Source organism: Pseudomonas sp. MPDS, assembly GCF_013283895.1.
Taxonomy (GTDB): domain Bacteria; phylum Pseudomonadota; class Gammaproteobacteria; order Pseudomonadales; family Pseudomonadaceae; genus Aquipseudomonas; species Aquipseudomonas rhizophila.
In genome coordinates this window covers 3,639,730-3,653,521 of sequence record NZ_CP054128.1, presented here as the reverse complement: position 1 = coordinate 3,653,521, position 13,792 = coordinate 3,639,730, and the positions used below count along the sequence as shown (strand labels likewise).

Annotated in this window: 14 protein-coding genes and 1 pseudogene; 7 read left to right on the top strand and 8 right to left on the bottom strand. The window is 59.7% G+C overall.

Annotation, left to right across the window (positions count from 1 at the left end; translation table 11 throughout):
- From HQ912_RS16050 to HQ912_RS16025, 6 genes are all read right to left on the bottom strand, one after another.
- The gene (locus tag HQ912_RS16050) at nucleotides 1–753 is read right to left on the bottom strand and encodes a GntR family transcriptional regulator (RefSeq protein ID WP_047226617.1); all 753 of its coding nucleotides are present in this window, start codon (nucleotides 751–753) and stop codon (nucleotides 1–3) included.
- Nucleotides 754–828: 75 nt separating this feature from the next.
- Nucleotides 829–1,218, bottom strand: coding sequence for a carboxymuconolactone decarboxylase family protein (locus tag HQ912_RS16045; protein WP_047226643.1), 390 nt, complete (start codon nucleotides 1,216–1,218; stop codon nucleotides 829–831).
- A gap of 116 nt (nucleotides 1,219–1,334) precedes the next feature.
- Entirely contained in the window at nucleotides 1,335–1,820 is a 486-nt protein-coding gene (locus tag HQ912_RS16040) for a flavin reductase family protein (RefSeq protein WP_047226616.1), read from the bottom strand.
- 12 nt (nucleotides 1,821–1,832) lie between these two features.
- Nucleotides 1,833–3,314 (bottom strand): aldehyde dehydrogenase, encoded by a 1,482-nt coding sequence (locus HQ912_RS16035; protein WP_107322613.1) that lies wholly within the window; start codon nucleotides 3,312–3,314, stop codon nucleotides 1,833–1,835.
- Complete coding sequence (locus tag HQ912_RS16030) at nucleotides 3,311–4,144, bottom strand: alpha/beta fold hydrolase (protein ID WP_173407017.1); 834 nt, start codon at nucleotides 4,142–4,144, stop codon at nucleotides 3,311–3,313. Before HQ912_RS16030 ends, HQ912_RS16035 begins: the two co-directional genes overlap by 4 nt.
- A gap of 45 nt (nucleotides 4,145–4,189) precedes the next feature.
- Nucleotides 4,190–4,780, bottom strand: a complete 591-nt coding sequence (locus HQ912_RS16025; protein ID WP_047226613.1) for an amino acid synthesis family protein — start codon at nucleotides 4,778–4,780, stop codon at nucleotides 4,190–4,192.
- A gap of 686 nt (nucleotides 4,781–5,466) precedes the next feature.
- On the opposite strand from HQ912_RS16025, the gene HQ912_RS16020 reads away from it, so the two are divergent.
- From HQ912_RS16020 to HQ912_RS27845, 4 genes and pseudogenes are all read left to right on the top strand, one after another.
- A complete protein-coding gene (locus tag HQ912_RS16020; RefSeq protein WP_076385079.1) occupies nucleotides 5,467–6,876 on the top strand; it encodes a circularly permuted type 2 ATP-grasp protein in 1,410 nt (469 codons plus the stop codon).
- Between the two features lie 3 nt (nucleotides 6,877–6,879).
- Nucleotides 6,880–7,830, top strand: coding sequence for an alpha-E domain-containing protein (locus tag HQ912_RS16015; protein WP_047226611.1), 951 nt, complete (start codon nucleotides 6,880–6,882; stop codon nucleotides 7,828–7,830).
- The gene (locus tag HQ912_RS16010) at nucleotides 7,827–8,624 is read left to right on the top strand and encodes a transglutaminase domain-containing protein (RefSeq protein WP_047226610.1); all 798 of its coding nucleotides are present in this window, start codon (nucleotides 7,827–7,829) and stop codon (nucleotides 8,622–8,624) included. The genes HQ912_RS16015 and HQ912_RS16010 overlap by 4 nt, the downstream gene beginning before the upstream one ends.
- A 291-nt stretch (nucleotides 8,625–8,915) precedes the next feature.
- Nucleotides 8,916–8,999 (top strand): annotated as a pseudogene (locus HQ912_RS27845) (GNAT family N-acetyltransferase); the annotation flags it as partial.
- A gap of 21 nt (nucleotides 9,000–9,020) precedes the next feature.
- On the opposite strand, the gene HQ912_RS16000 reads toward HQ912_RS27845, so the two are convergent.
- Entirely contained in the window at nucleotides 9,021–9,944 is a 924-nt protein-coding gene (locus HQ912_RS16000; protein ID WP_052915293.1) for a hypothetical protein, read from the bottom strand.
- 60 nt (nucleotides 9,945–10,004) lie between these two features.
- Nucleotides 10,005–11,390, bottom strand: coding sequence for a hypothetical protein (locus HQ912_RS15995; protein WP_047226608.1), 1,386 nt, complete (start codon nucleotides 11,388–11,390; stop codon nucleotides 10,005–10,007).
- Nucleotides 11,391–11,683: 293 nt separating this feature from the next.
- Here HQ912_RS15995 and HQ912_RS15990 point away from each other — a divergent pair, with 293 nt between their 5' ends.
- The 3 genes from HQ912_RS15990 to tpx all read left to right on the top strand — a co-directional run bounded on the left by HQ912_RS15990 (nucleotide 11,684) and on the right by tpx (nucleotide 13,677).
- Nucleotides 11,684–12,178 carry a hypothetical protein gene (locus tag HQ912_RS15990; RefSeq protein ID WP_047226607.1) on the top strand — a complete coding sequence of 165 codons (495 nt, stop codon included), beginning with the start codon at nucleotides 11,684–11,686 and terminating at the stop codon, nucleotides 12,176–12,178.
- 121 nt (nucleotides 12,179–12,299) lie between these two features.
- Complete coding sequence (locus tag HQ912_RS15985; RefSeq protein WP_047226606.1) at nucleotides 12,300–12,971, top strand: DUF3313 domain-containing protein; 672 nt, start codon at nucleotides 12,300–12,302, stop codon at nucleotides 12,969–12,971.
- A 205-nt stretch (nucleotides 12,972–13,176) separates the two neighbouring features.
- Nucleotides 13,177–13,677, top strand: coding sequence for a thiol peroxidase (gene tpx, locus HQ912_RS15980; RefSeq protein ID WP_047226605.1), 501 nt, complete (start codon nucleotides 13,177–13,179; stop codon nucleotides 13,675–13,677).
- Nucleotides 13,678–13,792 lie beyond the last annotated feature (115 nt).

Sequence of the window (13,792 nt, the reverse complement as noted above, 5' to 3'; positions counted from 1 at the left end):
TCAGCGACCTATGCGAGGTTCTTTGAGGGCGATGGGCGCCGTGATTTCAGGGATGTCGCCGGTTTCTTCCTGCTGGCGCTTGAGGTACTCCAGGGCGACCTTGGCGGCGGCGCGCACATGGTCGACACAAGCCTGGTGGGCGGCCAGCGGATCGCCACTCTTGATTGCCTCGACCATGCGTTCCATTTCCTGGTTGCTGCTACCGCGACGGTTCTGCTGGGACACCGAGGTCGCCCGCAGATAGCTGATCCGGGCCTGCAACTGGCGCAACTGAGTGGCGGCAACATGGTTGCCGGAGCCTTCCAGCAGCACATCGTAGAAGCCCTGTACTGAATCGATGACCTGTTGCAGTTCGCCGTCCTTGAGGGCCTTGCGGTTCTCCTCCAGGGCTTTTTCCAGCGCTTTGATGTCCTTGGCCTTGGCCCGCAGGGTGAACAGCTGAACGATCAAACCCTCGAGTACACAGCGCAGTTCATAGATGTCGCCGGCATCGGCCAACGTGATGATCGCGACTCGTGGGCCCTTGGCATCGGCGAATTCCACCAGCCCTTCGGATTCGAGGTGACGCAAGGCTTCGCGCACCGACGTGCGGCTCACGCCCAGGCGATCGCACAGATCGCGTTCGACCAGACGATCTCCCGGCAGAAGCTGGAAATTCATGATGGCGCTTCGCAGTTTATCCAGCACGATTTCGCGCAGGGTAACGGGGTTGCGATTGACCTTGAAGCTGTCGTCGAGTGGCAGGCGTTTCATCGGGTCCGCTCTGTAATGTGGCTGTCCATGCAGAAGGGGCAAGAGGCTTGCCCGCTCAGATCAAACAGCCGAGGGTTAACTGGAGGCCTCGGCATCGGCTTCGGCGAAGGCTTCACGGGCGAGCCGGAAACTGTCTACGGCAGCAGGGACGCCGCAATAGATGCCGACCTGAAGCAGAATTTCGCGTATTTGCTCACGACTCAGGCCGTTACGCAAGGCGCCACGCACATGCAGCTTGAGTTCGTGCGGACGATTGAGCGCCGAGATCATGGCCAGATTAATCATGCTGCGTTCCTTGAGCGATAAACCCTCACGGCCCCAGACATGGCCCCAGCAGTATTCGGTGACCATTTCCTGCAAGGGGCGAGTGAAATCGTCGGCGTTCTCGATGGAGCGGTTGACGTAGTCCTCGCCCAGCACTTGGGTGCGGATCTTCAGGCCTTGTTCATATTTGTCGTTGCTCATCGTGGTGGCTCTCAACATCGTCGATAGAGGTTGGTTGTGCAGTTGCACGTCTGCTTGGCTCATGCCGGCTCCTGAGAAAATGGGGCGCTCCCACATTGGATCTGCGCCCGGAAGACTCAGGCCAGCACCGGCAGTGGGCCGAGCTTGCCTTTGTGGTAGATCATCGGCGTCACCGGCTGCTCGGGCAGGATCAGGTTTTTCACCGCGCCGACGATGATCGCGTGGTCACCACCATCGTATTCGCGCCACAGTTCACACTCGATGATCGCTGTGGCTTTGCTCAGCAGCGGGTTACCGCGCTCGCTCAGGTGCCAGTCGATACCCTTGGCCTTGTCCTTGCCTTTTCCGGCGAAGGCATAGGCTTCGGCGGTCTGGTCGGCGGACAGCAGGTGGATCGCGAACTGTTTGCTGTCACGCAGGATCGGGTAGGTGTCGGAGGCGTAGTTGGGGCAAAACAGCACCAGCGCCGGGTCGATCGACAGCGCGCTGAAGGCGCTGGCGGTGATGCCGACGATATTGCCGTCTGGGTCCAGGGTGGTCACCACCGTGACGCCGGATGGGAACGAACTCATGACTTCTTTGTAAATGCCGGGCTCGATCATTTCTCAGGACTCCTAGCGCATCACGAACGGGTCAGGCATGGGCGCCTGAGAGAGATTGATCCACACCGTTTTGAGTTCGGTATAAGCGAGCACCGAATCGATGCCGCTCTCGCGTCCGTAGCCGCTGTTCTTGAAGCCGCCAATGGGCGCCATGGCCGAGACCGCGCGGTAAGTGTTGACCCAAATGATCCCCGAACGCACGTCCCGGGCCAGGCGATGGGCGCGGCCCAGGTCGCGGGTCCAGATACCGGCGGCGAGGCCGAACTGCGAGTCGTTGGCAATCGCCAATGCCTCGGCTTCATCCTTGAAACGAATGACCGACGCCACCGGGCCGAACACTTCTTCCTGCATGATCTTCATGGAGTTGCGGTCGCATTCGAACAGGGTCGGCTCGTAGAACCAGCCTTCGCCCAGGTTCGCTGGGCGCTTGCCGCCCAAGCGAAGACGAGCGCCCTCAGCGATAGCGTCGGCCACCAGACCTTCGACCACTGCCAGTTGCTGCGCGGTGGCCATCGGGCCCATCTCACTGGCATCTTCCTGAGGGTTGCCGATGCGGATGCGCTGGGCCCGCTCTACCAGGCGCGAGACGAACTCATCGTAGATTTCATCCTGCACCAGCAGTCGCGAACCAGAGACGCAACTCTGTCCCGATGCGGCGTAGATCCCGGCTATCGCGCCATTGATGGCGCTGTCCAGGTCGGCGTCGGCGAAGATGATATTGGGTGATTTTCCGCCCAGCTCCAGCGACAGCTTGGCGAAGTTTTCAGCACTGCTGCGCACCACATGCCGGGCCGTGGCGGCGCCACCGGTGAAGGCGATCTTGCGCACCAGCGGATGACGGGTGAGGGCGGCGCCGGTGCTCGGGCCGTAGCCGGTGACGACATTGACCACTCCCGGCGGTATTCCGGCTTCCAAGGCCAGGCGAGCCAGCTCCAGGATGGTGGCCGAAGCGTGCTCGGAGGGTTTGATCACGATGGTGTTGCCGGCCGCCAGCGCCGGGGCTAGCTTGATCGCGGTCAGGTACAGCGGACTGTTCCAGGGAATGATCGCTGCAACGACGCCCATCGCTTCGTGCACGGTGTAGGCAAACAGGTCCGGTTTGTCGAGGGGCAGGGTGCCGCCCTCAAGTTTGTCGGCCAGACCCGCGGTGTAATGGAAAAACTCCGGCAGGTAACCGACCTGCCCGCGGGTTTCACGGATCAGCTTGCCGTTGTCGCGGCTTTCCAGTTGGGCCAGTTGTTCTTTGTTTTCAGCGATCAGGTCGCCCAGACGCCGCAGCAGTTTGCCGCGAGCGGTGGCGGTCAAGCCACGCCAGGCAGGACTTTCGAACGCCGTCTGTGCAGCCTGCACGGCGCGCTCGACATCGGCTTCGTCGGCATCGGGCAACTCGGCCCAGGGCTTGGCCAGGGCCGGGTTCAGGCTTTCGAAAGTCTTGCCGGACAGGGCATCGACCCATTCACCGCCGATGCACATCGAAAAGCGTGCGAGTGTCATGCAACGATCCCCTTTATTGGATTTTGTCGGGTATTTGCGCTGTCGAGAAATTCCAGCAGCAACTGGTTGACCAGGCGCGGCGATTCTACCGGCATCATATGCCGCTGCTCGTCAAGCACGGCAACCGTTGCACCGGGAATTCGCTCGGCCAGTTCACGGGCCATTTCCGGCGTCGAGCCCGGGTCCAGTTCGCCGGTGGCAATCAACGTTGGCACCGTGATGCTGCCCAGGTCGTCGGCGCGGTACATATCCTGGGTGGCAAACAGTTCATAGGTGGTCAGGTAACCCTGAGGATCATTTCCTGCCAGGGTCTGGCGCAGGGCGGCAATCTGCGCCGGGTTGGCGGCCTGATACTCGCGGCTGAACCAGCGTGACAGCGCGGCCTCGGCGTTAGCGTCCGGGCCATGTTCGGCGGCCTGGGCGGTGCGGGCGATGACCCCGGCACGCTGCTCGGCGCTGCGGTTGAATACGCTGTTAAGGACCACCAGGCCTTGCAGGCGTTGCGGATAATGCAAGGCAAACGCACGGGCCACCAGGCCGCCCATGGAGAAACCGATCACTGTCGACTGGGGCACTTGCAGGTGGTCGAGCAGCTCCACTAACTGGTCGGCGTAACCCAGCAGGCCGGTGCCGCTTTCGGGACGCGGACTGGCCCCGTGACCAAGCATGTCATAGGCAATCACGCGGTATTTTGTGACCAGGCCAACGATCTGGCCGCCCCACATTTCTTTGTTCAGGCCCACGCCGTGGATCAAGACCACGGGCTGGCCTTGGCCGGTCGCCAGATAACTGGTGCCGGCCGGGGTGAGTTCAGCGGTGAGCCGAATCATGGAGCGCTCCTGCATGCCTTTTTTATAGTGGTTGCCCAGGCTGGATCACTGCGCCTTCTCGGCGGCCAGTTCTTCCAGATCGATGTAGCGATTGCCGATGCGCGGGTGCAGGCGACCGCCATCGGCGCAACCCAGCACCACAACAATTTCGTCGGCGCGTGGTGCATCCTCGATCTGCATTTCCAGGGTGATGTAGTGCGAGCGCAGACCTTCGTCGTCCTTGTGCATCATCGGGATCTGGATCGAGGTGCCGGGGCCGCCACGTTTATTGGTGAAGCTCAGGTAGCTCTTGGCTTTCACCGCTTCACGGTAATGGTTGCCAAAGCGCAGGGTGTGGATCACGGCGGAGGCGTGCTCGATTTCACCGTCGGCACCCACCACCGCGGCCTTGCCATAGGCTTCGATTTTTTCCGCGCCACCGATGATGCCCACCAGACGCTCGACCATCAGCGCACCGAGGTCGGAGCAGTTGGCGCGGATTTCCGGTTTCAGGTCTTCAACGAAGCCACGGCCCAGCCAAGGGTTTTTCATCACCACCGCCAACCCGACCATGGTCACCGGCTTGTCGGTGGCCTTGCCGCCTTCGATAAAGGTTTCTTCGACATAGCTGACGATCTTGCGAATTTCGAAACTCATGAGCTGCTCCGTAGGAGGGTGGAATTGGTCTGTGCGTATGATGGTATACCATAATACTACTGGCGCAAGTGTCTGCTTTGAGTTTGTTCGCAGGGAGGCGACAAATGGCCGAGCCGGATAGTGAGGGGCGTGGGGGGGGCTGTGATCGCTGAGCGCTCTGCCTGATGAGTGCTTTAATCCTGAGTGCGGGATAAGTCTCTTGCTTAAAAAGGAGAGTCGCTTTTGAGCGCTCTGAAGGGCGGTGAGTATAAATTTCCCTCTTTCGGGGCATTACCGACCTGTTACCTGACTTATTGCACCGATTCGACTCGTTCGGGCGCATGTAGGAAAAAGCTGAAATAAACGTTTCAGCGTATAAAGGAGCGTATGTCGCAAAAATGAAACTAAATATCGCGGGGGCGTACATCTACGACGGTTTCTCCAGCAATGTCCTGGTGCACCGGGCTTAGGCACAGCCTTTGCTAGAGCTCAAGAAAGTAGGCCACTACAGCGCGGGGTTATCAGAGGAGCATTCACGGCGCAGATTTAATCAGGGGGCGCACGTCATCCAGACGCAAAGGCCAGATCAGAGACCGGTGCAATCGAGGTACTCAGAAAAACAGGGCTCATTAAAACAAAGCAAGGCCGGACCATTGGAATGACGAAGTGATAAAAAATGCCGTGTAGAACGCGGCTGGGAGTTGGCTATGCCCCAAGCTTTTTTTAATGAAATGTATGATGCAAAGGGTGACTGCCGCCCGCACTATCAAGCCTTCTCGCGCTGGCTGGCGGACACGCCGCTGGAGCTGCTGGAACAGCGGCGTCGCGAAGCCGATCTGCTGTTTCATCGAGCCGGTATCACCTTCACCCTTTACGGTGACGAGCAGGGTACCGAACGATTGATTCCGTTCGACATTATTCCTCGCAGCATCAAGGCCAGCGAATGGAAGATGGTCGAGCGTGGCTGCATTCAGCGGGTCCAGGCCCTGAACATGTTTCTGGCCGACATCTACCATGGGCAGCGGATCCTCAAGGAAAAAATCATTCCGGCCGAGCAGGTGCTCGCCAATGAGGGTTATCAAATCGCGATGCAAGGCCTGGACTTGCACCGAGGCATTTATGCCCACATCGCGGGTGTTGACCTGGTTCGCGACGGTGATGGCAGTTATTACGTGCTGGAGGACAACCTGCGTACGCCCAGCGGCGTGAGCTACATGCTCGAAGACCGCAAGATGATGATGCGCCTGTTCCCCGAGCTCTTCGCCGCCCAGCGCGTGGCGCCCATTGATCACTACCCGAATCTGTTGCTCGACACCCTCAAGAGTTCAAGCCCCCTGGACAACCCGACCGCCGTGGTGCTGACCCCCGGTCGTTTCAACAGTGCCTATTTCGAACATGCGTTCCTGGCTCGTGAAATGGGGGTGGAACTGGTGGAGGGCGCCGATCTGTTCGTGCGCGACGACCATGTCTACATGCGCACCACCGCAGGCCCCCAGCAGGTGGATGTGATCTATCGCCGCCTTGACGATGATTACCTCGATCCGCTGTCGTTCAACCCCGACTCCATGTTGGGCGTCCCCGGACTGATCGCCGTTTACCGGTCAGGCAACGTGGTGCTGGCGAATGCGGTGGGCACGGGCGTGGCCGATGACAAATCGATCTACCCTTACGTCGACGAGATGATCCGCTTTTACCTCACCGAAGAGCCGATTCTGAAGAACGTGCCGACCTGGCAGTGCCGCAAGCCCCAGGATCTGTCCCACGTGCTGGCCAACCTGCCTGACCTGGTGGTCAAGGAAACCCAGGGCTCCGGCGGTTACGGCATGCTGGTAGGGCCGGCAGCCACAGCGGCGCAGATCGAAGACTTCCGCGCACGCCTCAAGGCCCGCCCCGAAGCCTACATCGCCCAACCGACGTTGAGCCTTTCCACCTGCCCGACCTTCGTCGAGAGCGGTATCGCCCCGCGCCACATCGATCTGCGTCCGTTCGTGTTGTCGGGCAAGGAAACTCGTCTGGTGCCCGGCGGACTGACCCGCGTGGCACTTCGCGACGGCTCGCTGGTGGTCAATTCGTCCCAGGGTGGCGGCACCAAAGACACTTGGGTAGTGGAGGACTAAGACATGCTTTCAAGAACCGCTTCGGACCTCTACTGGATGTCCCGCTACCTGGAGCGCGCCGAGAACCTGGCGCGCATGCTCGAAGTCAGTTACTCGCTGTCGCTCATGCCCCAGGCCGGGCGCAGCGACGGGCATGCCGAGCTGGCGATGTCGTTGCTGGCGGCCGGCACGCTGGACGATTACAACGCCCGTTATGACGCGCTGAACACCGAACGCATGTTGCATTTTTTCGCACTGGACGAAACCAACCCCGGAAGCATCTATAGCTGTCTGCGGGCGGCGCGGACCAATGCCCATGCGGTGCGTGGACGCATCACCGCCGATATGTGGGAGAACATCAACGCCACCTGGCTGGAGATGCGCAACATTGCCAGCAATGGTCTGGGCCGCTACGGCATCAGCCACTTCTGTGAATGGGTCAAGGAGCGCTCGCACCTGTTCCGTGGCGCGACGTCGGGCACCATCATGCGCAACGATGCCTATAGATTCATTCGTCTGGGAACCTTTATCGAGCGGGCGGACAACACCCTGCGTCTGCTGGACGCCCGCTACGAAATGTTTGGTGAGGAGTCGGAAGAGGTCAGCGACAACTCGGCACGCGGTTATTACCAGTGGAGCGCCTTGCTGCGGGCGTTGTCTTCGTTTGAAGCGTTCAACGAGATCTACCGCAATGCGCCCAACGCCGAGCAGGTCTCGGAAATGTTGCTGCTGCGCGCCGACGTTCCGCGCTCGTTGCATGCCTGTATCGAGGAGCTGGACCAGATCCTCTCCAGCCTGCCGGGCAACAATGGCCGCCCGGCCCAACGCCTGGCCGCTGAACTGAACGCGCGGCTGCGTTACTCCGGCATCGACGAGATCCTGGCATCGGGCCTGCATCAATGGCTGACCGACCTCATTGGCCAGATTCGCCACCTGGGCCAGACCGTTCACGAGTCTTATCTGGAGGTGGTATGAAACTTTCCATACGCCACGACACGACCTATAGCTATGCCGATGAAGTGTGCACCAGCATCCAGTTCCTGCGCTTGACCCCCAAAGACACTCAGCGTCAACGCATCCTGCAATGGCATCTGGAATTGCCACGTCTGGTGCGCAGCCAGCTCGATCCCTACGGCAATATCCTGCATGTGATGACCATGGACGAGCCCCATGGCGCTCTGGTGCTCACGGCTTATGGCGAGGTGGAAATCCATCAGGCGGTGCAGATGGAGCCGGACAGCCAGTCACCGCTGCCATTTCTGCGCCCCAGCCGCCTCACCCAGGCCGATGATGCTCTCGCGGCCTTTGCTGTGGAGCAATGCGCAGCCCGACGTGATCGCTCGGCACTGACCGATTTGATGAACGGCCTGGCTGCACGCATGCCCTACAGCCCGGGCACGACCGAGGTCAGCAGTACCGCCGCCGAAGCCTTCGCCGGGGGCGTGGGGGTTTGTCAGGATCATACCCACGCATTTCTGGCCTGCGCGCGTAGCCTGGGGGTTCCGGCGCGCTATGTCTCCGGTTACCTGTGCACCGAAGATGAAAGTCATCTGGCGAGCCACGCCTGGGCTGAAGCCTGGCTGGAGGACGGCTGGTACAGCTTCGACGTGACCAATCGCCTGACCTGTCCGGATCGGCATTTGAAACTGGCGGTCGGCCTGGACTACCTCGACGCCTGTCCGGTACGCGGCATGCGCCGCGGTGGCGGGGCAGAGCAGATGCACGCGCGGGTGCAGGTGAACTCAATGGTTCAGGTGCAGCATCAGTAGCGAAGAGAGCACTCAAGCCCAACCCCATGTGGGAGCAAAGCTTGCTCGCGAAGACGGCGGCACAGTCAGTATTGATGCAATCGGATCACCGCAATCGCGAGCAAGCTTTGCTCCCACAGGCTTGGCCCTGGATACCTGAATGTTCGCTGGCTTATAGTGAACGGCCTTTTCAGGTCTCCAGGGAGGAGCCGCATGTCCGAGCATTCGATCAGCCTCACTCGCTTCAATGAAGCTCATATCGGTGGGGTCACCGCGCTCTACAACGACCCGGGGTCGCCCCTCAGATGTTGCTTCGAAACCGAAGGCCTGCTGCGCGACTACGCCGTGCGTGACGGGCGATGGGTGGACACCCTGGCGATGGCGCGGTTGCGCTGAGTAGGTCCCAGCACGAACGAATCACTGAGTCACCGCCTGATCGGACGCGACGTAGGTGAACGTGGCGCTTTCGGTGGCACTGTTGGCAGGTGTCAGACGAATGATCGGCACGACAATTTTCGGATTGGTGGAGTTATAAAAGTCGCGTTGGTTGTAGCGAGCGTCGGGCAACCCCTCGTTGGTGCCTCCTGCAACAAAGAAGAACGCCATGATGGGGAAAGTGTTTGGCCGTCCTGGTGTCCAGGTCTTGATGATGATCTCGTTATGCTCAGCGAATCCTCTCGCCCCTATCAGAACCTTGCCCAGCACCGAGGCGTAGAACGCCGGTCCGGCCAGTTGATTGCGGTCATCGTTGACATCGAATCCGCATTGGCGCAGGTGTTCATTACCCCCCGGCATAGTCCATATGCCCAGCCATTGTTGCGCAGTGGTCACGCCGGCCAGATGGCAGAGTTGGCTTAACGCGGGATAGTCCACGTGGTGGCCACAAGGGCTGGTACGGTGCCAGGTCCAGGCATCCATCGGGTATGAGCACAGATAGTCCAGGTCAATCTTGTCAGGCGGTGCGCCGAAGATGGGGTAGAGGATAAGGCCGTTGCCGTGGCCCCACGCCAGCCGCCCGAAATTGGCGTCTGCCCGTAGATAAGAGAAAGACACTCCGCCACTGGTTATTGAGGTTGGGCTGGGGTCCCAGACTTTGTATTGTTCTTCGGGGTCTTTTACCGTCACCCTGAGGGTGACACCCGAGCAGAGGAACGAGGGTTGCGAGTCGGAATTGTTGCAGTTGGGAAATTTGCGATGGTAAAGCGTGGTAAGGAAACTGGCGGTCTCAGGCCCATCGAGTACCTGGACTCCGTTGATTGTGATGGGGGCAGGCGGTGCTGTCGTGACTTGTGCGCACCCGACCATCAACGTGATTAACAGCAACCCCATTAATTTACGCACGGTACGTCCTCCTGCAATGGAAAAGCAGCGTCAAAACCGTTGGTTAGCTGAAAAACCGAGTCAGGCGATCAATCTCAGAAACCATGAAAAGATGATCGGCGTGCCGGTGCCGGTTTCCCGGAGTGTCCAGTTGACCATGATGGGCTTCCCGCGGTTTTCCGCTATCCAGGCAGGGGGCACGGACAGGTCGGTTTGGCTGGTACCGGCTGTTATCCGAATTTCCTCACCGTAGCGGGCCGTCACGCCAAACAGCGCCATTCGTGCGGTATGCGCGGTGAGCAGGGCTGGATGATAGGCCCGGAGATTGGTTTTGCTGCCGTCCAGCGTCGGTTCCCGTAGCGTGTATTTTTGTGGCGTGACCGTAATGTCCAGGTCTCTCGATGGAATATCCGTAGTGGTGCCAGGCGCTCTGACGGTGTAATAGACCTCCGCACCGGTGCCGATGCAATCCACCACTTCGTTTCTGGGCACCTGGAATCTCAACGTTTGACCAGCAACCGATACCGTCTGGATCTCACTGCCCCAGGTGGAGTTACGCCCAACCCAATACACTTTTACGTCCTGCCCCGGAGCCGAACCGATGTAGTTCACTTCGACGTTGGCGAATTGCGCGTCATAGAAATCCCTCTCGAAATTCAGGCGCTCGCCATTGAGCTCCCTGGCCTCCAGGACCCTGGGTTTGGTGAGGTCGAGTGCCGGTTGGCGAATGTGCACATCGATGTAGGTGGCCCTTGACCATATCGCCTGCGGGCCGCTGGAGTTGCCCAGCAGGTCAGTTACTCTGAACCGCAAAGCGAACCGGGGATTGTCTTGCCAGAAGTCGGCGGTCCGCAGAATGATGTCCACGCTGCCGGCAGCGGCCTCGGTAGCGCTTACGGTGCGCGTCATTTCCTGGCTGTCACGGTCCACTGTGATAACGTCTTTTTCCCTCATGTAGGGATAGCGGATGGTAAGGATCACCCCTTGGCTGGCCATTGCCGCATCCACCCCCTTGGTGATGACCTCGGAGGGCAGGGTGAGGGTCAGGTTGGGATTGTCGCCTGGGGTTGAGACTTCGCCCCCCGGCCGTGGCCGGTGGAAGAGCACGTCCAATGACTGTGATGTTTCGGGAATCGTCTGACCTACACGCAGTACGCTCAGGCGTATCTGGTTGATGCCGTTGCTCAACAGGGCTTCCGGCAGGTTCAGCGTGAATGGCTGATTCACTTCACCCGGCATAATGGTCTTGTTCAGCACGGGGATGTCGGAATTGCTCAGCAAGATGCGGGCGTCGTCATATTCGGCCTGTTGGGTCCAGGGTTCCACCAGCAATGGCAGCAATCCATTGGCGAGCAAACGAAGCGGGATACCGCCGTGCGGGTTTGCTGGGTGTTCAACCGTCACCATCCCGATGATGATGACACGGTTGATGACTTCGATTTCATTGTCCGGGCTCAGGCTGGTCATGGCGCGTCCTCCTCTTGCCAAGCGTCGTCGGAGTTATCGTCTTGGCGGTTCGCTTCATCAAACCTCCCGCCCGCGGCTTTGACTACTGTCATTCCTGACAGGTGAGGCGAAAAAACCAGAGAAAAACCTCTCCACTCATCGGATTTCCCGGAGGTATTCCTTATCTGCGGCAAAGGTGCTGACGCACGACTATGTATGCCGCGCGTGACGGGCCAGGCGGGTTTTGCGTACGCCTGCGTCTTGAACCTGTCATCATCCAGCTTGGCAGCACCCCTTGAATCGAGGAACAGCGCATGGACGATGTAAAGCAATTGGGTGAGATGCTTCGTCACTACGCAGACAGCGAAGCGCACAAGAAGCAACAGCACGAGGCGCAAGCGGCGGTGTGGGCCGCACAGATCGAGGCGTTGTACGGGCAGATCGAGCAATGGCTGGCGCCGGTCCTGGCCCCCGGGCTTCTGACGCTGACCCGTGAGGCGTATGTGGCCCACGGGCCGAGTGTTCCGGCAGAAACCTCCGGCTTCAAGACAGAAAAGCTGACACTGTCCATCACTGGCAAGCCGGTGGAATTCATACCCGATGTAATGGGGGCCGGCGGGCAGATTTCCCTGGCGATCATGGGGCTGACTGCAACGCGTTACGGCAGCATCTCGCTGGTTTGCCTGCCGCCTTCGTTGCAGTGGCAATGGCGTCGAACCAACGGGTTGAAGGATCCGGATACTTTTACCTTCGACGCGGACTTCCTCGCGCAGCAATTGCAGAGCCTGATACCCCGCGAGCGCGGCTGAAGGCGGTGGCGAGCAAAGGGCTTGCCCAGTGACTTGTTCCTGTCGGAGCAGGCAAAACCGCGCCCATTGGCTATACCTGTAATTCCCGGCCCCGTTTCGTGTGGCTTACAGGAGTGACAGCATGAAGTTTGCGTCAATGATTGGCACCGTGTGCATGGCCTCGCTTGCCCTGGCGGGTTGCTCCAGCAAGATCACCCAACCGGATGAGTACTCCGGCTTTCTGGGTGATTACAGCCGGCTCAAGGAGGAGAAGTCGCCGTCGGGGGCCGAAGTGATGCGCTGGGTTGATCCCACGGCAGACCTGAGCAAATACACCAGCCTTTACGTCGAGCCGACACAGCTTTACCCCAAGCCGCAGCCGACCGTGAAGATCCCCCAGGCCACCTTGTCCGGCATTACCGGTTACTACGATCAGGCGCTAAAGCGGGAAGCGGGCAAATCCCTGCCCCTGGCGACCGGCCCTGGGCCCGGAGTACTGGTGATGCGCGCGGCCATCACCGCCGTCAGCAGCAAGACCGAGGGCCTGAAGCCTTATGAAGTGATTCCGATCGCGCTGGTGGCGGCCGCGGTCAGTACCGCCAGCGGTATTCGCGACCAGGAAACCACCTTGGGCACTGAAGCGGTATTTCTCGACGGCGGCAACAATGCAGTGGTCGCCCAGGTGGTGCGCAAGGGCACGGGTAAGCCGTTGTCCAACGAAGCCCAGGTGATGAAGCCCGATGATGTCAAAGGTGTGATCGATGGTTGGGCGGCGGACTTGCATCAGTCGTTCCTGAAGCTCAAGGCTAAATAGCCCACAGGCGTCGCTGTAGGCGCTGGCGAAGCCTGCGATCTTTCGCTCTAGACTCAATTAGCAGGGCAAAGATCGCAGACTCGTTGCACTCGATAGCTCCTACACCGCCAAGCCATGACTTTTTATGTCCAACCATAGGTCGCAGAACCATTTCATGGTTAACTCCGGCCTCACCATTTTCAAACCTGTCAGAAGGAATCCGTTCATGGCTCAAGTCACCCTCAAAGGCAACCCGGTTCAAGTCAACGGCCAATTGCCACAAGCCGGTTCCAAGGCGCCAGCCTTTTCCCTGGTAGCCGGCAATCTGTCCGACGTTTCCCTGAAGGATTTCGCCGGCAAGCGCAAAGTGCTGAACATTTTCCCAAGCGTCGATACCCCGACCTGCGCCACCTCCGTGCGCAAGTTCAACGCCCAGGCCAACGAACTGAGCAACACCGTGGTGCTGTGCATCTCGGCTGACCTGCCGTTCGCCCAGGCGCGTTTCTGCGGTGCCGAAGGCCTGGAAAATGTCCAGAACCTGTCCACCCTGCGCGGCAGTGAGTTCATCGAGAATTATGGCGTGGCGATTGCTGATGGCCCGCTCAAAGGCTTGACCGCCCGTGCGGTGGTGGTGCTCGACGAAAACGACAACGTGCTGCACAGCGAGCTGGTCAAGGAAATCGCTGAAGAGCCCAACTACGACGCTGCTCTAGCTGTACTGAAATAAAGTATTTATTACAATTGTTAACGGCCTGGCCTTGTCCAGGCCGTTTTCATTTGTGCTTCAAGACCTTAGCCAACTACGCGATAGGTAAGCCCAAGGTAAATTGCCGGTAAAGGCG